Origin of the sequence: Lentibacillus salinarum, from assembly GCF_042679865.1 — a bacterium.
Classification (GTDB): domain Bacteria; phylum Bacillota; class Bacilli; order Bacillales; family Amphibacillaceae; genus Lentibacillus; species Lentibacillus salinarum.
This window is the reverse complement of sequence record NZ_JBHTNH010000010.1, coordinates 18,297-40,021: the sequence shown is the minus strand read 5'-3', so window position 1 is coordinate 40,021 and position 21,725 is coordinate 18,297. Positions and strand designations below refer to the sequence as shown.

Genomic DNA, 21,725 nt, shown 5'->3' with positions numbered 1-21,725 from the left:
TGGGCTTCCCTGGAAATAGATACAAAAGCTGATCGATTACACGTACCGGTCCTTTTGCGTGTCATTTCCTAGTGCTCATCAATCAGGGTGGTAACGCGGAGTATAGCTTCGTCCCTATTTTGGGGGCGGGGCTTTTTTATTTTAGATTAAAAAGGAGGCGTTCATGATGTTTTCAGTACAGCCAAAATATCAACCGGCGCTTCGTGAGTCGATTTTATTTTTCATATTAACCATTGGACTTATCAGCTATTTTCTAATTGGCCTTGGGACAGAACCGCACATTCCCATTCTGATTGCCGTGCTGCTTACCGTTATGTACGGAATTATTAGGGGGATTTCGTTTAAAGATCTTGAAGCAGGTATGATTGCGGGTGCCAGGTCCGGCATGGCGGCTGTCTTTCTGTTTTTGCTGATAGGCATTTTAATCAGCAGCTGGATCATCAGCGGAACCATTCCCGTTTTAATCGATACCGGGTTTTCGTTTATTGGCGGTACGTGGTTTTATGCCATTGTATTTGCCGTCACGGCGATCATTGGCGTGTCACTTGGTAGCTCACTGACAACGACTGCAACAATTGGAGTCGCCTTTATCGGTATGGGTAATGCCATAGATGCTTCCATGGCGATGACAGCCGGCGCCATTGTTTCCGGGGCATTTTTCGGTGATAAAATGTCACCACTGTCAGACACAACCAATCTTGCTTCCACGATTGTGCAAGTAGATCTATTTGAGCATATTAAACATATGAGCTTAACGACCATTCCGGCATTTTTAATTTCATTCATCTTATTTGTGATTTTGTCACCGGATGAAGCCATTGCCGTTGCTGACCTGGATGCATACAAATCAAGTCTGGCAGCTACAGGGCTGATCCATTGGACATCATGGATTCCGCTGATCATTCTTGTCCTGGCAACGATTTTTCGGATTCCCGCCTTTATTGCCATCGCCCTCAGCAGTGTAGCAGCAACAGTGTTGGCCCGTATCACAAGCGGGTTTGCGTGGTCCGAAATCTGGGATATCTGGTTTAACGGTTATACAGCGGCAACCGGTTTTGCGCCCGTTGATGAGCTATTGACAAAAGGCGGCCTCAACAGCATGCTGTTTACGATTTCACTTGTCATTCTGGCACTCGGATTTGGTGGGTTATTATTTGTAACTGGCATTATCCCAGCCATTTTGTCATCATTCCAGCAGAAACTGAAAAAGGTACGGGCGATTATTGCCTCAACCGCTGGCACGGCCCTTGGTGTCAATGTACTGATTGGTGAACAATATCTTTCCGTCATGTTAACCGGTGAAACCTTTAAGGGTATTTATCAGCAAGCCGGATTATCCAATAAGGCACTTGCCCGAACATTGGAAGACGCGGGAACCGTCATTAACCCACTCGTACCCTGGAGTGTCTGTGGTGTCTTTATCGCTGACGTTCTCGGTGTCCCGGTGCTCACTTACCTGCCGTTTGCGTTCTTCTGTCTGTTGAGTCCGATCATCACCATATTTTTTGGTGGAAGGTCATTGAAAGGCTAGTACAGGTAACCACGAGACCGGAATGCTGTTCCGCCCGAGGGAGAGTTTTCGCTCTTCGGCTTTGGTCTCGATCTCCGGCCGAAGCTTCTACGCTCCGGCTGAAGTTCCCAATCTCGCGCCGAAGTTTTCCTGCTTCAATATATTTTGAAGATGAAAAAATCCCCTGGTACCAAGGGGATTGTTCATGCCAATATAGCTGTTAAATAACGCAGTCCTTCAAGCAGTCTTGGTGACGGGCGGCAGAAAAGTGATTCTTCAAGAACATGAATATTGTTTTCCCGGATGGCTTTCATATCATGCCAGCCAGGCCTTTTCCGAACAAGTTCAGGCCGCATTTTGGACTCCTTCACGCCTACCCACACCATGCAAATATGGTCAGGGTTCCGTTCTTTGACATCGTCCCAATTTGTCTGGACACTTGCTAAATCTTCCGTTGCAAAAATATTTGATGCGCCAGCAAGATCGCTGATTTCGGTCAGCCAGTTGCGACCCCCGGGGGTGAAAACAGGTTTTGGCCACCACTCCCAATATAAAGAGGGGGGATGTTCCTTCATGGCAGCCTGTTCCCGAAAGTTGTTCACTTCTGCACGAAAAACAGCTGCCTTTTTTGCACCAAGCGACTGATCGCCGAGAGCAGCTCCGACTGTCGCAATATCATCAGCAATTTCGTCCAGCGAGTTGGGGTTTAAAATAATGTAAGGCAACTTCCGTTCGTCGAGTACTTCAATATTTTTTTCCATACCAGGCACACTCAATGAAGCGAGCACAAGATCAGGATGTAAGGCTTCTACTTTATCCATATCGATTGAAAGATCAGGACCAACTTTCGGTAATGGCAGTACTTCTGAAGGCCAATCAGAGTAATTATCAGTACCAACCAGCAAGTCAGTTTTACCAAGATACGCTACAATTTCGGTGTTGCTTGGGCAAATCGAGACAACACGCATGAACCATTCCTCTCCCCCTTCTAGAAAAACCTGGCATTCGTCTCGTTACGCTTTAATGACAAGACACCAGAAGTCAAAGACGGCAAACGGTGAATCAGCCGAATTCATCTAGTGATAGCTCAATGTCTCAAATGTTACTTATCCTGATCAGTCGTTACCAGTGGACCATCTTTTGTAATGACGACTGTATGCTCGTATTGTGCCGAGCGTCCTTCATCAACTGTGCGGGCTGTCCAGTTATTCGCATCCATCTTACTTTGCCAGCTGCCTTCGTTGATCATCGGCTCAATGGTTATGACCATACCTTCTTTCAAACGTGTTCCCTTGTTCGGCAATCCAAAATGCGGGATATGGGGCTCTTCATGAAGGGTTGGACCGATCCCATGACCGGTGAAATCCCGAACAACTGAAAAACCTTCCCCTTCAGCATAGGTCTGAATCGCATGGCCGATATCACCAATCCGGTTACCTGGTTGCGCCTGTTCAATACCTTTATAAAGCGATGTTTTTGTAACGTCAAGCAGTTTCTCACCGGCTTCATCGAGAGTTCCAACCTTATACGTCCAGGCGGAATCAGCCAGCCCTCCGTTCAAGTTAACCACCATATCAATCGTTACCATATCCCCATCAGCTAGCTTTTCATCCCGGGGGAAACCATGGCAAATCTCATCATTAACCGACGCACAGGTCGCATATGGATACCCGCTAAAGCCTTTTTGTTCCGGCGTTGCGCCATGTTCAGCGAGAAATTTTTCCACAAAAGCATCGATCTCCATGGTAGTGACCCCTGGTTTTATCCTTTTCGCGATTTCTTTATGGCATTGAACGAGGATATCCCCTGCTGTTTGCATTTTCTCAATCTCGCGTTTACTTTTCCGTGTTATCATCTGTTTCGTCCTTTCTGCAAAAACTGCTTCCGATTTACGGATTGGCATCAACGATTGTAACATAAAGTGAAACTTCATTCAGTGGAGCGGTTTTCCCCACTGAATGTTAAGGAACAAAGGCTAAGTTCGCAACGTCCTGTTGCAACGCCTTTGTGACCTACATCCTGCAGGCCCGAACAGAATCGGACATTTATGGGCAGTTAGCCGCCGTTATTTGGCGGGTTACTGACCGTTACATGCGGGATAAAGTGAAACTTCATTCAGTGGAGCGGTTTTTATTCCACTGAATGTTAAGGAACAAAGGCTAAGTTCGCAACGTCCTGTTGCAACGCCTTTGTGACCTACATCCTGCAGGCCCGAACAGAATCGGACATTTATGGGCAGTTAGCCGCCGTTGTTGGGCGGGTTACTGACCGTTATATGCGGGATAAATGGCGTTATCATCATTCATGATAACGCCGGAAAATGCAGAGTTATAGATGTCCCTTGCATTTATAGCTTAAATTATGCAGCCTGAATGTGTGAGATTCATTTAAAGATAATCGGTCACACGATATATTTTCCCGTTCTCGATATTTGTCTCATCCGTCAAAATATCAACGAGCACACCACCGACTACTTCTGTGTCATTCAGCTTATTCTGCTCTTTGTATTTCCGGAACTGTTCAACCTCCCGGAAGGCATCTTTATTGCTGTTGCGAATTCTTTCCTGCATTTGGGTGTCCATGACCCCCGGACTGAAGGCGATCACTTTACTATCGGTCTTCAATTCATCCTGCTCCAGGGCTGCTGTTTTCGTGTACATATTAATGCTTGCCTTGGATGAACAATAAGCGCTCCAACCATACATCGGCCTTTCCGCGGCTCCCGAAGTGATCGTCGTGCCAATAAAGCGAACATCATGCTCGGCAGCTTTCTTTAGAAATAAATTCGTCAAAACCATTGGCGCTGTCGTATTCACCTGGATGTGATAGGCCACATCAGCACTGCTAGTATTCATGGACTGATCAATTGGTTCCAGAACCGCCGCATTATTGATTAAATAAACGGTATCCGGTTCCTGTAAAAATAGCGCCTCGCTGATTTGCTGAAATGTTTGTTCCGTTGCTGCCAAGTCACCTAAATCACATGCGTAGTGCTGGTAGGTCACATTGTTCTCCGCGGCAACATCAGCCAGCTGTGCTTGCCTGCTCCGGGATATGCCTGTCACATGTATCCCTGATTCCATTAAAATTTTCGCAATCGACTCCCCTAACCCTTTGGATACACCCGTAACGACTGCATGTCGCATATCTTATCCCCCTATTTATTCATGTTTATGACAATACCCGGCTTCATTTCAGTGAAAACAAATGTCGCTAGCCGATCTACATGATCCGACTATAAGCCATTGACATTCGACCAGTAATAAACAAGTGTTTCCATGCCTTTGTCAAAGCTGTCCAATAAGAAACTTTCATTTGGTGAATGCAGCCGGTCCTCCGGTGTGCCAAATCCAAGCAAAACAATCGGCATTTGATAAATCGCCTCAATCCATTCAACGACCGGGATTGAGCCACCCATCCGCACATAAACGGTGTCTTTGCCGAATGCCTTTGTATAACTTTCGGCAGCTTTTTTGATGAGTGGGTGGTCAGGTTCGACTTTATACGCTTTAGCCGACAGTTTTTCTTTCTTGACGTCAACCGTTACACCGGATGGCGTTACGTTGTGAATATGTTTTTCCAGCAGTTCCTGGATTCGTTCAGGATCCTGTCCCGGTACAAGCCGGCACGTGATTTTCGCAGTTGCATCTGACGGGATGATTGTTTTCGTCCCTTCACCCTGATAACCGCCGTACATGCCATTAATTTCAAACGTTGGACGGGCCATCGTATGTTCTTTGGCGGAGTAGCCTTTTTCGGAGGCCGTTTCCGTAGCGCCGGTTGCTTCCGCGTAGTCTTCACCCTGGACATTTTGAATTAATTCCCGCTCTTCCTCTGATAGTGGTTCGACGCCATCATAAAAACCATCAACCGTTACAACTTCATTCTCATTCTTCATCGATGTTAGGATATGGTTCAATGCCATAATCGGATTACGGACAGCCCCGCCGTACATGCCTGAATGCAGATCATGATCGGGTCCGCTCACGTTAATTTCAATGCCAGTGAACCCTTTTAAGCCATACAAAATGGTCGGCTGATTTTGCGCAACCATTCCCGAATCGGATATAACGGCAAAATCAGCATCGAATTGCTGTTTCTTGTCATGTAATACATCATAAAGGTTTTCACTGCCGATCTCTTCTTCACCTTCAATACATACTTTGACGTTAAGCGGCAGCTTTCCTTCTGTCTTCATATATGCTTCAAAAACAGCCAGGTGCATAAAGACCTGTCCTTTGTCATCACTTGCGCCACGTGCATATAACCGGCCGTCCCGGATTTCCGGTTTGAACGGATCACTCGCCCACTGATCGATCGGATCAACAGGTTGCACGTCATAATGGCCGTAAAATAAAACCGTTGGCGCCTCAGGGCCCGCCTGATTATACTCAGCATAAATAAGTGGGTGCCCGCCGGTATCCTGTTGAGCGACGTTATCAAACCCGATATCATTCAAATAAGTTTCCAGGAAATTCGCAGCTTCGTTAATATCTTGTTTATGTACACTGTCCGTGCTGACACTCGGAATCGATAAAAAGTTATTCAGCTTTTCAAGCAGCTGTTCACGATTTTCGGATAAATATTGCAATGGTTGGTCACTCATCGACTCACTCCTCCATTTATTTTGTTCCATTTTAGCATACTATACGACAGAAAAACGAACCCGGCAATCGGAGCGGAATCTTCTGTGCGCGCGCCGCCATAAGTTTCTGTTGATTTTTCCGTTCTTCTGTAGATTCCGTTCGCTTTTCTGTTGATTCTTGCATTCTTCTGTCGATTCTTTCGTTTTTCTGTTGATTCTCACTCTCTTCTATCGATTCTGCCGCTCTTCTGTTGATTCTGCCACTTTTTCTGTTGATTCTCACTCTCTTCTATTGATTCTGCCGCTCTTCTGTTGATTCTGCCACTTTTTCTGTTGATTCTCACTCTCTTCTATTGATTCTGCCGCTCTTCTGTTGATTCTGCCACTTTTTCTGTTGATTCTCACTCTCTTCTATTGATTCTGCCGCTCTTCTGTTGATTCTGCCACTTTTTCTGTTGATTCTCACTCTCTTCTATCGATTCTGCCGCTCTTCTGTTGATTCTGCCACTTTTTCTGTTGATTCTCCCCGCTGTTCTGCAGATACCCCCGTTTATCTGCAGAATATTCACGCCCTCGCACAAAAAAGACAGCCTTTTTAAAAGACTGTCCCTCCTCCAAAAATTATTCCAATGCCCGTGCTAAATCTTCAATCAAATCATCTGCATCTTCAATTTTCCGCTAAATGTTTCGTCAGCAAAAAAGCATCTTGGTCAGCTACTGTATAGATACCATCCACCAGTGATTGGTCAAAAGAATTGGGCAAAAATTCCATGCTGATTCCTTCTGTTTTATGCGATCCAGGCTCACCACCAGCGATAATCGAACTCTCAGGCTCCACGATGACGGATCGGATACCCGGGGTTTTTGCTCCTTCAGATATCTGGAAACCCCCATAAATATGCCGCTCGATCCTGCACCAGCAACGAAAAAATGGTTGCGCCTAATGCTTTCATAAGCTGCTGTTTCTCAATACTGAATTGCTCAGGGACACAAAAAATCACCGTTAAATCTTTATTACGTGCAGCCAGAACCAGACCAATCCCGGTGTTTCCAGCAGTCGGTTCAATAATCGTTCCACCATGTCTGATTTTCCCGCTGGCTAATGCGTCATCGATTGACGTAATGTCTAATCGATCTTTCACACCGCCGCCCGGATTATAAAAATTCCAATTTGGCCAATAAACGAACGGGCTTACCCATTTATTTCCAACAATGGTATTTCTCCAGTAACGCATGAATGGAATGATAGACAGCCATTGTTCTGTTTCCTCTTACTCAGCAAACACTTGCTGCCACTCATCTTTTTTAGCCAGCATGTTTTTGGCAATTGTTTTGGCACCTTCAAGACTATGATTGGCCGCCCAGCCGCACTGCACTTCATTGCAGGCTGGTACGTCATTTGCATCCAGTACATCCCGAAGTGTTTTTTCAAGTGCTTCCAGTACATCGTCGTAGCTGTCATTATTGAGGATGGACAAATAAAATCCGGTCTGGCATCCCATTGGGCCGATATCCAGTACATTATCCATGTGGTTGCGGATATTTTCTGCCATCAAGTGCTCAATTGAATGCAGTCCGGGCATATCCATATGCTCTTTATTCGGCTGTTTAAACCGGATATCATATTTATACACTTTGTCACCATTTGATCCTGATGTCACACCGACAAGGCGGACGTAAGGTGCTGCTACTTTTGTATGGTCAAGGTTGAAACTCTCGACGTTCATTTTTTCTGTCATGATCAATCGCTCCTTTATGTTTTGACTGCTGATATTAACCAAACAGAATCAGTCATTTATTTCAACATAACATGAAAACCATTTTCCGTAAAAACACGCTCCTTCCGTTCGTTTGGCTGCGGCCTTATCGCGCATGCTTAAGATGGTCCTATCCCTGTTACGTGATATCCTGACTGCACCAACTTTTTGGTTAAATTTCCCGTAATAACACCGAATTCCAGCACATTCCCAAATGTATACCACAAAAGTTCATAAAAGCACAAAGAAAAAAACGGATGCATTCAAGCATCCGCTTCAGATCAATTGTTGGTGATTACCTGTTGTTCCCTTGTTGTGGGAAAACGCGTTCAATCATGTTGCCCATTTGGTCGAACAGTCCTTCAACCGGTTCACCTCTGTCGGCATCATCCGCGTAATTACCGGTTAGGTCAAAGAAGTCAGGGTTTGTCGATACATAGACGTTATCAACATCAGAGTCAACGGACTTCACGATTCGGCTAATTTCGTCTTTGACGTCATCTGTCACTTCGCCACCCTCGTTGCTATTGGCATTATTATTGGTTGTACCGTTAGTGTTCGTGTTGTTATTGTTATCGCCATTATTCATGTTGTTACCGTTATTGTTGTCCCGGTCCAATTCTGCAGCGACATAAGCATTATTATCGGTCTTGACGACGTATGAATTATCGATACTGTCCATCTCATCGGTGATTCTATCCGCTGCTTCATCTGCCAGTTCATATTGGTCTTCATTATTGTTTCGGTCACCATTGTTTCCACGATCGGTATTTCGCGTACGATTGCCATTATTGAACTCATTGTTATTGTCCCGATTGTTCATGTTATCTGTTCCACGATCATCTTCAAACCGGGTCTGCTCCACATTGTCATTATTGTTTTGACCGTCGTCGGTTCCGTTATTGTCTCCATTATTGTTTCCGGTACATGCTACCAGAACAAGTGTAGTGGCTGCCATGATACTGAATAGTTTCCATTTCATGATACTAAATCCTCCTTATAATTTTGATTTTAGTATGTAACAGGAATTTGATTTTATTCCTTAACAAAAAATGGCACTAACACCATTTTTGTTTCGGGCAAATATATATGAAATCCGGGGAGACTATAACTGTTCCTTTGCAATATGAAGGAGGGCAAAGAATGGAAATTCCTGATTATGATAAAGCGTTGTATTATACGTTATGGGGACAGTGGGATGAACTGCTCGTGCTGATGGTTCGGACAAATGATGATATGTTGTCCAAAAAAATTCAGCTCTTCCTGCATGCTTACCATTACTCGCCTGAACAGGCCAAAATCATCGACTCGCATGATGCGTTGCTGTATTATATCGACCATGCTATGAAATATACACCACCGGTTGCGATGGAAGTGTAGTACCTTTACGTTTCAGAAAGCGAAAAATGCACCTTTTTGGGTGCATTTTTCGTTTACAGACATTACTTTGGACCCTTGCCGTTAGAGTTGGAATGCTTCTTCCCGGAATTCCCCCGTTGCTTTTTCGTATTATGACCGCGGGGCTTATGTTCGTTCGTTTTTTCCTGATGTTTCGCCTTGTCTTGCCCGTTGGCCTGTCCATGATTAGAATTGGTCTTGTGGTGATCGTTGGCTTGTTCGTTATGCTGCTTGTTATGTCCCTTGGCCTTTCCATTGTTTTGCTTTTGTTTGTCACGCTCTTTGGTGTTGCCATTTTTCTGTTTGGCCTTGTTATACTCTTTGGCCTTGCCGTTCTTTTCGTTATTGGCCTTTGATCTGTTTCCTTTATCATCCTGTTTCGCTTGCTTATGTATGGATGCCTTCGGACGTTTACCATTTTCATTCCCGTGCGCAGTATTTTCAGTTTTTTTTCTGCCAGGATGCTCTACGTCACTTGTTGCGTTCGCCTTCTCTGTATCAGATGACGTTGCAGCCGGGTTGGGCTGGTTATTGTTAGTGGTGTTCTTATCCTCCGAAGACGGACGATCCTCACGCTGATCTGCCTGATCCTTGTCCGAAGCTTCGTTTGATTGACGGTCACGATGATCATAAAATGAATGAATAATTGCTTTTTGTTCGTCATCAACGGATGCTTCAGACGTTTGTTCTGAGTCTGCATCATCGGCATCTTCCGATTTATCCATATTGTTGGCCAGCAGCCGATTCATCGACGACCCATTTTCCCTAGCCTGCTCCCGTATTTCTGCCGGTATGGAAAATGTTGTGATCGCCCATTCCGAATTGTGATCAAGGAAATATTGGTCAATCTGATCGGTAACAGAAACTGCATGGGACTCCGGCATATAACTGACGCCCACCAGCATATTTTTGCCGTTCTGCAGCATATTTGCTGCTTCGCTTTCCGTCATAATTCCCTGGATGACGTCTTCTATATGATCCCCTTCATAATTTGTCAGCTGATTCAGGACCTTTTCAGCATCATCATTTAAAGGGGTGATCGACTGTACGTGCAAATCTTCATCCACCTCCAATTCCAGGTTGGGATTAACTGTAATATTGATGTAGGCATATGGTTTATGACCATCCACGACATTATATCCTGGAATCAGTAACAGCAATAAACAGGCGATGGCCGCCACTGAAAGTGAAACAGGCTTCTTGCCGGCCATTCCTTGGGGGCGGCGCTTTACTTTGATCGGCTGGCAGCTGACTTCCATACCAATAGCGGCATTTTTGGTCGGATAGGCTTTTTGAATGGCACCATCTTTCCGCATAACAATCATATAGTCACGATGTTTTTCCATAACGATACCTTTTTTCACTACCCCACCCCCTTAAGATACTCTTTAAGATAGGTGTAGTTCTCTTGCAAAATAATAAATATAGCCAGGATGAATTTTCGATTTCGCTCCAGCGTTTTCTTACTGACCTTCACTTTTTTCACCAGATCTTTTAACGGCATTTTTTTCTTCTTTTGTACATAATTGCACATTTCCGGATCATTATACAATATTCTTGCGATCGCAATCGCGGTTTCCCGGGCATCTTTATGTTTGGGTGACACATCTGCCAGCTGGGTTAATGACAATTTATAGCCGCGCAGTTTTTCCTTATAATCCATGATTTCTTCCCTGAGATACCACGTATTCTGCTGCTCGCGATAAAATGCTTTCACTGCCAAAACTTCAACCGGATTTTCCATCTGTTCACCATCATAGCTTTCATCCAATGAAACGGCAGCCGGTGTTGTCTGAACATGACGGATATAATCAATCACTTTTCGCTTAACAACCAGTTTGGAAAAAGATAGGAAAGAACTGCCTTTATCAGGGCAATAGGACATAATGGCCTCATGAAAAGCGTTTAAGCCGATACTGAATTCATCATCCTGTTTCGGGTCAATATAACGTTTGCACACTTCGGATACACATTTGGCGATAAACGGCTGGTAATAGCGCAAAAGATAATTATGTATGGCCTGGTCACCTTCCTGCGCCAAAATAACCATCTCTTCAAGCGGGATGTCTGTTACAGGCTGATTGCTCATCAACAGGCAACACTCCCGTCTGTCATAAATTTCGTTTCAGAACAATTCTTTTTGGGTGTATTTGGTACTAAATACTGTTTCCGTCCGGTATATCTGTTTAAGTCACGAATTTTCATGATGTCCCACCATCTTTTTATGATAATTTAACACCTATAGTCACATCGTAACCCACTAACGATGCGGCTGCGATCACAAATTGATTACGTTTATTTTAAAAATGAATGACTTCCTAATTATAACAGTATCGGGTACAACGGCTCTTTAAACCATCAGCTGACATGGTAAGTGTGATAATAGTCAATTGGGATAAACAAACCAACGCGTCCATAATCATCATGATGAAGGGTTGCAAAAACGACACCGATCACACGGCCATCCTGGCTGATGACCGGACTGCCGCTGTTGCCGCGGTAGACCGGTGCTTCCATCATGATAACCGGCCTATCCCAGCCATTAAGATCTGTATAGTCAATTACTTTCCCCTCATTCGCGATGCTGTTAAAGCGGATGGGATTGCCGATGAAATAAACCTGCTCCGCCCCTGCTTCAAATGACGTTTGTTTGGCAAGCTCCAGATAAGGCAACGCCTCTTCGTCCACATGCAGCACGGCCAAATCAACTGATGGATATGTCGCCACAACCTCACCGGTAAATAGGCCCTCTTCCGGAAAAGCGACTGTCACCGAATCTTCACCTTCAATGACATGATGATTGGTAATGATTGTACCATCGGCAGATATGGAAAAACCGGTTCCTCTTGATTCGTCCGTTTCGATAACAACCACGGCTTTTTTATAAGCCTGTATGTCATCCTGTGTTGATAGTTTGGCGGATGTCATTAAAAAATCGATGGTCGGAATCGAAAATGTCCTTGGAATAAGAGAAGCAACATTTAATACCATAACAGCAGCAATCAGCCAAAACAGCCACTTCGGGAACGGACGGCGGGGTTTTTGATTTGTCGCCTCCCGCGATCGTGCCAGCGCTTTCTGACGCTCCTGCTCAACAAGGTCATATAGTTCTTCCTCATCAAGTTCTTCATATAAATCGTCATCCATCATGTCACGGTTTCGCTTATCGTTATCCATAACGCACCGCCCAACAAGCCATGATTCCCGGACTGGCTTTTTCATGTTAAAACTGGTCATATTTGAGTATAATCAGAAGCTGGTCTTTTCCGTACTTTTATTATACCATTTTCGGGCGCAAAGATTGAAAACGCCTGTTAAATGATTAAAGCAGTCGACGCCTATGAAAATAGGTTTTGTCATTTGTCCATTAAATCGCCATATTTTTTTGTGATAACTGTCACGTTTTACCTTTCTCATAATGAAAAAACGCATAAACATGGTATAATTCTAAGAGAAAAATGAAGATGGACGTGGATGTTTATGTTACTTAAAGGGCATTATAATAAAATAGAACCGGCTTCCGGTGCCATCATCATGGCGTGTGGCATTTTCCTGATCGGTGCCGTTGAGGCATTCCCAATTCTGGATGTTATATACGGAAAGTACCTCGCATTTTTTCTGCTTGTGGCATGGGTTATTATCTATAAAGATTTATCAATACAGTTTTTTCATCGTGATTTTCTGATTCCTTTCATTCAAAATCCGGTCAATTCGTTTGTCATTGGAACATGGATTGCCGGGGTATCCGTGTTGTGTAATGTGTTTCTGAGATATTTTCCGGAAATTTTATTATTGACACAGGCGATGGCGATATTCAATACGTTTTTATGGCTTTTCTTTTTAGCTAATTGCATTTATAATTTTAAACAGCTACTTTTTGATCATAAAGACTATCCGGTCCATGGGGCTATATTGCTGTCGACCGTCGGGACACAGTCGATTATTATTTTACTAAATAATGTATTTTTCCAGTTTCCAGTTTATTTTTCTGAGGCTATCATCATTTTAGGGCTGATATTTTATCTGGCCGGAATTTCATTACTTTTTAACAGGTATGTCAGACACCATAACTGGACCCTCGCTGATGATTGGGCAAATACGAACTGTATCATTCATGGCGCCTTATCAATCACTGGTTTGGCGATTGTAACAACCAATACGTTCACGCCGGGATTCATTACTTATTTTTGGGTATTGGTGTTTGGTTTATTAATCAGTGTTGAAGCGGTTGAAGTGGTCCGCGCCATTAAGCGGATTAAACTGTATGGCTGGAACAAGGCAATTTTTACGTACCATGTGACACAATGGTCCCGAAATTTTACATTTGGTATGTTCTATACATTTACGTTAGTTATGCAGGAAAATCCCTTTTATCCGATAGCCGGATTTCTTTACAACCTGCAGCGGACGTTTATGGATTATTGGGCCTGGGTTACCCTGCTGGCTATACTTTGGGAGATTGCTATTTTTATGAAGGCCAGAATGACCACATTATACCATGAAAAACTTATCAGCCACAAAACTACCCGGTAGAAAGGAAGGATAATGATGATTCTTGACGATATGCTTAAACATAACGCGCAATTTGTAAAAAACAAAGCGTATGAGCCCTACCGGACTGACAGTGTCCCCAACAAGCGTACGGTCATCTTCACCTGTATGGAGTCACGCTTAATTGAATTACTCCCAAAAGCATTAAACATCCAAAACGGTGATGTCAAGATGGTGAAAAATGCCGGTGCGATTCTGCGTGACCCGTTTGACAGCATTATGAAGAGTATTCTTGTAGCCATTCATTCACTGAAAGCAGAACAAGTTATAGTCATCGGGCATCATGATTGCGGCATGTCGCATATGGACCCGGCTGCATTTAAGCAAAGCATGCTGGAAAAAGGCATCTCAGAGGAAGCGCTCAACACAATGCACCATGCCGGAATTGATCTTGAAGGCGAGTTTAAAGGTTTTGGCTCGGTTGAAGACTCTGTTAAAGAAAGTGTGTCAGTTGTCCGAAGCCATCCTTTGTTGCCATCATATGTCCACGTTCACGGGCTTGTCATCAACCCGGATACCGGAAAAGCCGATCTTGTGACAAAGGGTTAGAAAACGAAAAACTGGCAGGAATTCTGCCAGTTTTTTTACACACATTTATACGTGATATTCATCGCTTTCGTCCACGTCTTCTGCTGCCAGACCAGACAATACATGGACACGTAAAATAAAGCCAATCAACTTCTCTTCTTCATTGACAACCGCCAGTGGAAAACTGGATTCAAGCGCTTTAACGATCAGATCATTGACATATTCATCCTCTTTCACGATCGTAATATCCGTCCGCATCATATCCTCAAGCGTCTTTCGCTCCTTCAGCCCTTTGATGGCGTCATCAATCGTCACAATCCCTCTGACATGGCGGCTGCGGTCGACGACAAATACACTCGATATCCCATTTTCCTCCATTTCCTTCCGTGCAACGTTCAGGCCATCTTTCAAGGAAACGAGTGCATTTGGTTTGATCATAATATTTTCCGCCTGAAATACTTTTGACCGGTCAATATCCTTAATGAATTCCGAAATATAATCATTTGCCGGTTTTTCAATAATTTCTTCAGGCGTCCCGATCTGATTGACTTTGCCATCCCTCATGACAGCAACCCGATCACCAAGCTTGAACGCCTCATTGACATCATGTGTAATGAAAATAATCGTTTTTTGCAGCCGCTCCTGAATATCCAGCAGTTCAAGCTGCATTTCCCGGCGAATGAGCGGATCCAGCGCACTGAACGGCTCATCCATCAACAGAATATCCGGATCGTTGGCAAGCGCCCGGGCCAGACCGACACGCTGCTGCATACCACCGGAAAGTTCGTCAGGGTATTTATCTTCATAGCCTTTCAAGCCGACAATCTCAATATTTTTTTGCGCGATTTTCCGTCGTTCTTCTTTGGAGATATTACGAACTTCCAATCCGTATTCAACGTTGGCCATAATAGTCCTGTGATTGAAGAGGCCGAAATGTTGAAATACCATCGCAATTTTTTCCTGGCGCACCTTTTTGAGCTTGTCTTTGTTATGCCTAACGATATCTTCCCCGTCGATAAATATCGAACCATCTGTTGGCTTATTTAATAAATTAAAACAGCGGATCAGGGTTGACTTGCCACTTCCCGAAAGACCCATGATGACAAACGTTTCACCCCGGTTTATCTCCATTGATGCGTCATAAACACCAACTGTATGACCTGTTTCAGCAAGTATCTCGTCTTTACTCATACCGTCTTTAATTTTGGGGATAACTGACTTAGGTCTTGACCCAAAAATTTTTGATACATGTTCGACTTTTATCTTTGTATCCATTAGCTTTGCCTCCTGTGCTTCTGGAATTTACCCGCAACGCCGCCGGTGATCCGGTCAATAATAATGGCAAGAAACACGATACTGATACCTGCTTCAAACCCTAAGGCAATGTCAATTTGGTTAATCGAAACAAGCACTTGCTCTCCCAGACCCTGCGCACCGACCATTGACGCGATAACCACCATAGCCAGTGCCATCATGGTCGTCTGGTTGACCCCTGCCATAATCGTCGGCAGAGCTTGCGGCAGCTGTATCTTGAACAGCATCTGCATGTTGGACGAACCAAACGACTGTGCTGATTCAATCACTTCCTGATCAACACCGCGGATGGCCAACTCTGTCAGCCTGATAACGGGAGGAATGGCATAAATCAATGTAGCAAAAATAGCGGAAATGTTACCTAATCCGAAGAAGAAAATGGCCGGAATCAAGTAGACGAAGCTCGGCATTGTCTGCATCGCATCAAGTATAGGTCGCATGACTGTTGAAAACCCTCTGCTGAATGCCATCCATACGCCAAGCGGAATGCCCAGTCCCAGCGAAATAATAACAGCGGTCATAACAATGGCGATGGTCGTCATCAAATCTTCCCATAAGCCAAACGTGCCAACCAGAAATATGAAGATACCATAGAGGATACCCGCAGAAATCGATTTAAAGTACCAGCCGAGCAGCACGATGAGTAAAATAAACAGCCACCACGGCAACCATAGCAAAAAGCCTTCAATTCCGTTAATGACGCCCGAGGAAAATAAATAAATGAACTCGAAAAAACTGTCCAATGACCGATCCAAAAAATTAATAAATAATTCAACATAATCACCGAGTTTAAAGGTTATATCGGGAAATACACCCATATAATTAACACCTCTTTTTAAATTTAAAGTGAGACTTCATTCAGTGAGACGATTTTCCTTACTGAATGATAGCGAAACTTATCGGGCATTTATGGTCAGTTAGCCACCGTCTTCTGGCGGGTTACTGTCCGTTACATGCGGGAAAATTAGAAAAGCAGCCAACCGGCAGGCCAGCTGCTTTTATCCGTTATTCCAATGAGTCCTTGACCTTATCTGCTACATCTTCAGGAACCCAACTGGTCCACACATCCTCATGTTTATCCATCCACCATAGTGCTGCCTCTTCTGCGGATGCACCCTCATTTTCATTCATATAGTCCAGTGCTTCTTCCGTTAGAGCACTGCTTGTTTCGTAGTTGCTGAGGAATTCCACGACTTCCGGCGCCGCTTCTGGAACATCTTTATGAACACCAACAGCAACGTCGTTTGGCGGGAATTCGGTTCCTTTTGTTTCATCCCATGTTTCCCGATCAAACGCCGGTTCCTCCAGTAGTGTTAGGTCATATTTTGCCGTTACTGCAGTTGGAGACCAATAATAACCAACCCACGGTTCACCGGCTTCATAGGCATCAGCTAGTGATGCAACAATAGCAGCATCTGAACCAGGTTTAAAGTTGACGAAAGTATCATTCAAACCATACGTTTCCATTTTTTGTGTAATGCTTTTCTCAGCTGCCCATCCGCTTGGTGCGTTAATTAAACGTCCTTTGCCCGGCTCGGCTTCGTCTTCAAATAGTTCTGGATAGTTTTTTAAATCCTCAACTGTTTCCAGTTCCGGTGCCATTGGTTCAATTCCACGCTCTTCATCGCCTTCAATAACGTATGTCGGGACGTAAATGCCTTGCATATTGTCATCAAAGTTGGTCGATACCTTCTCAAAATCACCAGCTTCAATTGCTTCCTCGTATGCCTCTTTAATGTTATCTGTCCATAATTCCGTGTAAACATCAATATCGCCTTCACGAAGCCCTTGAACGGTTGCCGCAGTTGACCCGGGTGTGACTTCTGTATCAATGCCATAGCCTTCTTCAATAATTTTTTGTGCAATCGAGTTATGTACTCTTATACTGTTCCAGCCGGCGTCAGCTAAAACCAGCTTGTCAACGCTCGGTTCCGAATCTTCTTTTCCTTCCGTATCTGAACCGCCACATGCAGCAAGCACTACTAAAAGAACGGCAGATAACGAGATTAATAGTTTTTTCATTTGACTACCCCTTTTTGTTTTTTTATTGAATGTTGAAAGTACTAAAACAAGTGTCGTCTTAATTGACGAGGATGACGATGCTTCTGAAGGATTTAACGAAGCATGAATGACATGAAACGAAGCGTTCACGCGGGTTGTGTCGCTTGTTAACACTTATATAGCATAATAAACCTAAACATTTTAATCAAATGGCATATAACGCGATTTAACACGATAATATCGCCTATTCTAATTATATTTTTTAATAACACGTTAAAATCAGCGTTATAATGCAAAATACTTCACTTATCGATAAAGTCTGACATTTAAATTGAAACGTTTATACTTAGAAAAAACGCTGACGCGTCTTTTCAGATGCCAGAGGTCAGAAGTCGGATTGGAGGAAATCGGCGAGGTAGCCGATTTCAAAATTTTATACTTTCTTATCTATGTAAAAAAACTGTCTCCCGCAACAGTGGAGACAGTTTCTAAAAAAACAGTACGTGATAATCATTATTTGTGCATTTGGCCGTCATTGATCGCGTTCAGTCATTCGTCATGCCTGTATGCTTAATAATATCGATAACCCGATCCCGGGCTTTTTCACTCTGATAATCTTTCATGTGGTCAACCATGACCGGGGCCTGTTTTTTCAGCTTAAACAGCTCCTGTACCAGCGATTCCGCCGTTAAGGAGTCCTCTTCCATCACCCGTGCGTAGTGTTTTTCCTTAAATGAATTGGCGTTGATGATTTGGTCTCCTCTGCTTGCCGCTTTCGACAGTGGAATCAGCAGCATCGGTTTATGGAGCGCCAAAAATTCAAAAATAGCATTGGAACCAGCACGAGACAGCACAAAATCAGTGGCTGCGAATATATCCTTCAATTCGTCATTGACATAATCAAATTGGGTATAACCAGCTTGTTCAATGGTGGGATCTGTTTTTCCCTGCCCGCAAATATGGGCGACCTGAAATTCAGACAAAAGCTGATCAAGACTTGCGCGTACTGTCTGATTGATCTTCTCGGCTCCACCGCTTCCGCCCATAATGAGCAGGACGGGCTTTTCTTTTGTAAACCCGCATAGCTCCAGCCCTTTTGCTTTATCACCTTCAAAAAGCTCATCTCTTATGACCGCCCCAACGTATTCCGCTTTCTTTTCCGGTAGATAATCCATCGTCTCAGGAAATGTCGCCAGCACTTTTTGGGCAAACGGGATCGAGAGCTTGTTAGCTAAACCGGGGGTAAAGTCGGATTCATGGATCACGGCCGGGACCCCGCGCAGTTTTGCTGCCAGCATAACCGGTACAGACACGAAACCTCCCTTGGAAAAAATAATAGCCGGTTTTCGCTTCCCGATAATACGCCATGCCTGCATCGTCCCTTTCAACACCTTAAAGGGGTCTTTTATGTTTTCTTTTGATAGATAGCGGCGCAGCTTTCCGGTGGAAATGGGATGATAGGTGACACCATCAAGTGATTCAATCAGCTTCCGTTCAATGCTGTTGTGGGAGCCGATATAATCAATTTCCCACCCTTCCTTCTGAAAGACAGGAATAAGGGCAAGATTGACAATCACATGACCAGCAGTGCCTCCGCCTGTAAATAAAATTCTATTAGTACCCATAAACGAAGCACTCCTTCTTTCGCGAAACAAAATTAAACGATATAATGATCGTTACATGTATCGTTACCTCTTCCATCCTAAGGGAAAAATGCACAAAAAGGAAGAGCCATGTGTACGAAACATCGACGTTAAAAGAAAAGCTGACATTATTCACCATCATCCTCATACCGTCCTGGTTAAGTAGGTTGGTATGTATTTAATGTATGGCGCGTCTTGTATCTGAGACAACATGACTGAAACCGAACAAAGCTCTTGAATAAGAAAACCGCCCATGTAAAGGCGGTTTTTTCATTTATAAGAACAACCCCGCAATGGTTGCGGACAGAATGGATGCGAGTGTTGCTCCCACCAATAATTTCATGCCAAAGCCAGAAACTTCCACGGCTTTTTTACTGTCAATTCCCTGCACGGTCCCTGCAATAATCCCAATCGATGAGAAATTGGCGAAACTTGTCAGGAAGACGGAAACAATTCCGGTTGTTTTTTCCGACATGCTGCCAAGTAATTGCTCGAATTCCAGCATCGCAACAAATTCATTGGTGACGATTTTCGTTCCCATTACGCCGCCGGCTTCAATGACTTCCCCTGGTGAAATCCCCATTAGAATACCAATTGGTGCAATGATATACCCGAGAATCTCCTGCAGGGTGACGCCGGCAAAGACAAACTGAATCAGCCAATTGACCAGTTCCAGAGCAGCAATGAAGGCAATCAGCATCGCTGCCACGATCAGAGCAATTCTTCCGCCATCCAGTGCACCATTGCTCATTGCTTCGAAAATACTTTTGTCATTTGAGACTTCCTTTACATCGACTTTATCATCCTCTTTTGATACGTTAACCGGAGCAATTACGGATGCCAGAATCAAGGCACTGAACATATTAAGCGGCAGTGCTGCCAGCACATACTCAGGCGGCAGAATTTGCAGATAGGCGCCGACAATTGACGCAGATACTGACCCCATAGCCGATGCACTGACGATGTACAACCGGTTATTGTTCAAATGATGGAATTGTGTTTTAACCGCCAATAATGCTTCCGATTGGCCAAAAAAGATACTGTTAACAGCGTTAAACGATTCCACTTTTGGCAGTCCGGTGATTTTTGACAAAAATCCGCCCAAATATTTGATAACAGGCGGCAAAATCCGCAAATACGTAAGCACAGAAAGGAGTGTCGAGAAAAAGATTATCAAGAGCAACACATTGAAGAAGAAGACATCGCCACCTTCCTCTACCATAATACCACCGACAACAAAATTGACACCTTCCGTACCAAACTCAATCAATTTATTAAAGCCAGCCGAAATACCATTGATAATGGAACGCCCAATGACCGTATTAAACATGAACCATGTAATGATAAGCTGGGCTACAATCATGATCCCAATGCCCTTATAATTAATATTTTTCTTATCATTGGACATTAAATAAGCCAGTCCCAATACAATAATAATTGCTAAAATACCAAGCAGAATATCCACTGATGATCCTCCCTTATGATGTTAAAACGTATCCAAAGCTTGAAATGGCTTACAAATGCGTTTTTTCATAAGTGATTGTAACAGCTTGTCAGACGACTGGCAAATAAAATATTTTCCATTGACACAGAATATATTAGTCATCCCCGTTAAAATTGAAATTTAATATAAAACCAGTCGGGTGAATCTGAATTTCGTACAGGTCATTTTGCAATTTTCGGCACACCTACTTACCACAAAAATGATCTTTTGGACATGTGCGTTTTACTACAAACATGATATACTACATCAAAAGGAGGTGAAAACATTGAGTGAGAATATGGATGTGGTATTAGCTGAAATTCAAAAACTAAACAATCGATTTGATACACTCCAGCAGGTACTTAATAAACGGTTTAACGAGATTGATAATAAGTTTGTAGACATTGATGAGCGATTCAATCAAATTGATGACAAATTTGCAGTCATCGATCAGCGTTTCAATCAAATTGACGACAAGTTTGTAGACATCGATCAGCGTTTCAATCAAATTGACGACAAGTTTGTAGACATCGATCAGCGTTTCAATCAAATTGACGACAAGTTTGTAGACATCGATCAGCGTTTCAATCAAATTGATGACAAGTTTGCAGACATCGATCAGCGTTTCAATCAAATTGACGACAAGTTTGTAGACATCGATCAGCGTTTCAATCAAATTGACGACAAGTTTGCAGACATCGATCAGCGATTCAATCAAATTGATGACAAGTTTGCAGTCATTGATGGGCAGCTGACCGACATGAACGGCAGAATGACAAGAATTGAGGCTGACCTGAGCGTTATTCGGGACCAGACCGCCAGAAATCATGAATTTCAAATAACAATGGACAGTACATTCAACAAGAAAGTCGTGGAAATGGATTCAGATATTAAACTGCTCAAAAAAGCTGTCATCAACTAAATCACTTACAAAACCCACACATAATACTTTTCA

19 protein-coding genes and 2 pseudogenes are annotated in these 21,725 nt (G+C 43.6%); 5 read left to right on the top strand and 16 right to left on the bottom strand.

Annotated elements, in window-relative coordinates; translation table 11 throughout:
• The first annotated feature begins 166 nt into the window (after nt 1-166).
• Nucleotides 167-1,531 carry a Na+/H+ antiporter NhaC gene (gene nhaC, locus ACFQ4A_RS06680; RefSeq protein WP_382398857.1) on the top strand — a complete coding sequence of 455 codons (1,365 nt, stop codon included), beginning with the start codon at nt 167-169 and terminating at the stop codon, nt 1,529-1,531.
• Nucleotides 1,532-1,713: 182 nt separating this feature from the next.
• On the opposite strand, the gene ACFQ4A_RS06675 is transcribed toward nhaC, so the two are convergent.
• From ACFQ4A_RS06675 to ACFQ4A_RS06640, 8 genes and pseudogenes are all read right to left on the bottom strand, one after another.
• Entirely contained in the window at nt 1,714-2,478 is a 765-nt protein-coding gene (locus ACFQ4A_RS06675) for a cobalamin-binding protein (protein ID WP_382398855.1), read from the bottom strand.
• Nucleotides 2,479-2,612: 134 nt separating this feature from the next.
• Nucleotides 2,613-3,365, bottom strand: a complete 753-nt coding sequence (gene map / locus ACFQ4A_RS06670) for a type I methionyl aminopeptidase (protein ID WP_382398881.1) — start codon at nt 3,363-3,365, stop codon at nt 2,613-2,615.
• A 532-nt stretch (nt 3,366-3,897) separates the two neighbouring features.
• Nucleotides 3,898-4,656 carry a (S)-benzoin forming benzil reductase gene (locus tag ACFQ4A_RS06665; protein WP_382398853.1) on the bottom strand — a complete coding sequence of 253 codons (759 nt, stop codon included), beginning with the start codon at nt 4,654-4,656 and terminating at the stop codon, nt 3,898-3,900.
• An 89-nt stretch (nt 4,657-4,745) separates the two neighbouring features.
• On the bottom strand, nt 4,746-6,116 hold the full coding sequence (locus tag ACFQ4A_RS06660; RefSeq protein WP_382398851.1) for a dipeptidase: 1,371 nt from the start codon (nt 6,114-6,116) through the stop codon (nt 4,746-4,748).
• Between the two features lie 652 nt (nt 6,117-6,768).
• Nucleotides 6,769-7,289 (bottom strand): annotated as a pseudogene (locus ACFQ4A_RS06655) (PLP-dependent cysteine synthase family protein); the annotation flags it as partial.
• 77 nt (nt 7,290-7,366) lie between these two features.
• A complete protein-coding gene (locus ACFQ4A_RS06650) occupies nt 7,367-7,834 on the bottom strand; it encodes an S-ribosylhomocysteine lyase (RefSeq protein WP_382398849.1) in 468 nt (155 codons plus the stop codon).
• 140 nt (nt 7,835-7,974) lie between these two features.
• Nucleotides 7,975-8,070: pseudogene (locus ACFQ4A_RS06645) on the bottom strand (SAM-dependent methyltransferase); the annotation flags it as partial.
• A 77-nt stretch (nt 8,071-8,147) separates the two neighbouring features.
• Nucleotides 8,148-8,834, bottom strand: a complete 687-nt coding sequence (locus tag ACFQ4A_RS06640) for a YhcN/YlaJ family sporulation lipoprotein (RefSeq protein ID WP_382398847.1) — start codon at nt 8,832-8,834, stop codon at nt 8,148-8,150.
• A 161-nt stretch (nt 8,835-8,995) separates the two neighbouring features.
• Here ACFQ4A_RS06640 and ACFQ4A_RS06635 point away from each other — a divergent pair, with 161 nt between their 5' ends.
• Nucleotides 8,996-9,232, top strand: a complete 237-nt coding sequence (locus ACFQ4A_RS06635; protein WP_382398845.1) for a YhdB family protein — start codon at nt 8,996-8,998, stop codon at nt 9,230-9,232.
• Nucleotides 9,233-9,294: 62 nt separating this feature from the next.
• Here the strand turns inward: ACFQ4A_RS06635 and ACFQ4A_RS06630 are convergent, their stop codons facing one another.
• The 3 genes from ACFQ4A_RS06630 to ACFQ4A_RS06620 form a co-directional block, all read right to left on the bottom strand.
• Nucleotides 9,295-10,614 carry an anti-sigma-I factor RsgI family protein gene (locus ACFQ4A_RS06630; protein WP_382398843.1) on the bottom strand — a complete coding sequence of 440 codons (1,320 nt, stop codon included), beginning with the start codon at nt 10,612-10,614 and terminating at the stop codon, nt 9,295-9,297.
• The gene (gene sigI / locus ACFQ4A_RS06625) at nt 10,614-11,339 is read right to left on the bottom strand and encodes an RNA polymerase sigma-I factor (protein ID WP_382398879.1); all 726 of its coding nucleotides are present in this window, start codon (nt 11,337-11,339) and stop codon (nt 10,614-10,616) included. Before sigI ends, ACFQ4A_RS06630 begins: the two co-directional genes overlap by 1 nt.
• 269 nt (nt 11,340-11,608) lie before the next feature.
• Entirely contained in the window at nt 11,609-12,427 is an 819-nt protein-coding gene (locus ACFQ4A_RS06620; RefSeq protein ID WP_382398841.1) for a S1C family serine protease, read from the bottom strand.
• 297 nt (nt 12,428-12,724) lie between these two features.
• On the opposite strand from ACFQ4A_RS06620, the gene ACFQ4A_RS06615 reads away from it, so the two are divergent.
• Together ACFQ4A_RS06615 and ACFQ4A_RS06610 are read left to right on the top strand one after the other, a co-directional pair.
• Nucleotides 12,725-13,783 carry a hypothetical protein gene (locus ACFQ4A_RS06615; protein WP_382398839.1) on the top strand — a complete coding sequence of 353 codons (1,059 nt, stop codon included), beginning with the start codon at nt 12,725-12,727 and terminating at the stop codon, nt 13,781-13,783.
• A gap of 12 nt (nt 13,784-13,795) precedes the next feature.
• Nucleotides 13,796-14,350: a beta-class carbonic anhydrase gene (locus ACFQ4A_RS06610; protein WP_382398837.1), complete on the top strand. Its 555-nt coding sequence runs from the start codon at nt 13,796-13,798 to the stop codon at nt 14,348-14,350.
• A 45-nt stretch (nt 14,351-14,395) separates the two neighbouring features.
• On the opposite strand, the gene ACFQ4A_RS06605 is transcribed toward ACFQ4A_RS06610, so the two are convergent.
• The 5 genes from ACFQ4A_RS06605 to ACFQ4A_RS06585 all read right to left on the bottom strand — a co-directional run bounded on the left by ACFQ4A_RS06605 (nt 14,396) and on the right by ACFQ4A_RS06585 (nt 20,752).
• The gene (locus ACFQ4A_RS06605) at nt 14,396-15,604 is read right to left on the bottom strand and encodes a quaternary amine ABC transporter ATP-binding protein (protein ID WP_382398835.1); all 1,209 of its coding nucleotides are present in this window, start codon (nt 15,602-15,604) and stop codon (nt 14,396-14,398) included.
• Nucleotides 15,604-16,461: an ABC transporter permease gene (locus ACFQ4A_RS06600; RefSeq protein ID WP_382398833.1), complete on the bottom strand. Its 858-nt coding sequence runs from the start codon at nt 16,459-16,461 to the stop codon at nt 15,604-15,606. Before ACFQ4A_RS06600 ends, ACFQ4A_RS06605 begins: the two co-directional genes overlap by 1 nt.
• Nucleotides 16,462-16,648: 187 nt before the next feature.
• Nucleotides 16,649-17,665 (bottom strand): ABC transporter substrate-binding protein, encoded by a 1,017-nt coding sequence (locus ACFQ4A_RS06595; protein WP_382398831.1) that lies wholly within the window; start codon nt 17,663-17,665, stop codon nt 16,649-16,651.
• A 524-nt stretch (nt 17,666-18,189) separates the two neighbouring features.
• Nucleotides 18,190-19,269 carry an undecaprenyldiphospho-muramoylpentapeptide beta-N-acetylglucosaminyltransferase gene (locus tag ACFQ4A_RS06590; RefSeq protein WP_382398829.1) on the bottom strand — a complete coding sequence of 360 codons (1,080 nt, stop codon included), beginning with the start codon at nt 19,267-19,269 and terminating at the stop codon, nt 18,190-18,192.
• A 292-nt stretch (nt 19,270-19,561) separates the two neighbouring features.
• On the bottom strand, nt 19,562-20,752 hold the full coding sequence (locus tag ACFQ4A_RS06585; protein ID WP_382398827.1) for a NupC/NupG family nucleoside CNT transporter: 1,191 nt from the start codon (nt 20,750-20,752) through the stop codon (nt 19,562-19,564).
• Between the two features lie 304 nt (nt 20,753-21,056).
• Between ACFQ4A_RS06585 and ACFQ4A_RS06580 the strand changes: the two genes are divergently transcribed.
• Entirely contained in the window at nt 21,057-21,692 is a 636-nt protein-coding gene (locus ACFQ4A_RS06580) for a hypothetical protein (protein ID WP_382398825.1), read from the top strand.
• Nucleotides 21,693-21,725 lie beyond the last annotated feature (33 nt).

Excerpts from the sequence above, each read along its gene's own strand:
- nhaC (WP_382398857.1), top strand. The coding sequence starts at position 167 with ATGTTTTCAGTACAGCCAAAATATCAACCGGCGCTTCGTGAGTCGATT.
- ACFQ4A_RS06675 (WP_382398855.1), bottom strand. The coding sequence starts at position 2,478 with ATGCGTGTTGTCTCGATTTGCCCAAGCAACACCGAAATTGTAGCGTAT.
- map (WP_382398881.1), bottom strand. The coding sequence starts at position 3,365 with ATGATAACACGGAAAAGTAAACGCGAGATTGAGAAAATGCAAACAGCA.
- ACFQ4A_RS06665 (WP_382398853.1), bottom strand. The coding sequence starts at position 4,656 with ATGCGACATGCAGTCGTTACGGGTGTATCCAAAGGGTTAGGGGAGTCG.
- ACFQ4A_RS06660 (WP_382398851.1), bottom strand. The coding sequence starts at position 6,116 with ATGAGTGACCAACCATTGCAATATTTATCCGAAAATCGTGAACAGCTG.
- ACFQ4A_RS06650 (WP_382398849.1), bottom strand. The coding sequence starts at position 7,834 with ATGACAGAAAAAATGAACGTCGAGAGTTTCAACCTTGACCATACAAAA.
- ACFQ4A_RS06640 (WP_382398847.1), bottom strand. The coding sequence starts at position 8,834 with ATGAAATGGAAACTATTCAGTATCATGGCAGCCACTACACTTGTTCTG.
- ACFQ4A_RS06635 (WP_382398845.1), top strand. The coding sequence starts at position 8,996 with ATGGAAATTCCTGATTATGATAAAGCGTTGTATTATACGTTATGGGGA.
- sigI (WP_382398879.1), bottom strand. The coding sequence starts at position 11,339 with ATGAGCAATCAGCCTGTAACAGACATCCCGCTTGAAGAGATGGTTATT.
- ACFQ4A_RS06620 (WP_382398841.1), bottom strand. The coding sequence starts at position 12,427 with ATGGATAACGATAAGCGAAACCGTGACATGATGGATGACGATTTATAT.
- ACFQ4A_RS06615 (WP_382398839.1), top strand. The coding sequence starts at position 12,725 with ATGTTTATGTTACTTAAAGGGCATTATAATAAAATAGAACCGGCTTCC.
- ACFQ4A_RS06610 (WP_382398837.1), top strand. The coding sequence starts at position 13,796 with ATGATGATTCTTGACGATATGCTTAAACATAACGCGCAATTTGTAAAA.
- ACFQ4A_RS06605 (WP_382398835.1), bottom strand. The coding sequence starts at position 15,604 with ATGGATACAAAGATAAAAGTCGAACATGTATCAAAAATTTTTGGGTCA.
- ACFQ4A_RS06600 (WP_382398833.1), bottom strand. The coding sequence starts at position 16,461 with ATGGGTGTATTTCCCGATATAACCTTTAAACTCGGTGATTATGTTGAA.
- ACFQ4A_RS06595 (WP_382398831.1), bottom strand. The coding sequence starts at position 17,665 with ATGAAAAAACTATTAATCTCGTTATCTGCCGTTCTTTTAGTAGTGCTT.
- ACFQ4A_RS06590 (WP_382398829.1), bottom strand. The coding sequence starts at position 19,269 with ATGGGTACTAATAGAATTTTATTTACAGGCGGAGGCACTGCTGGTCAT.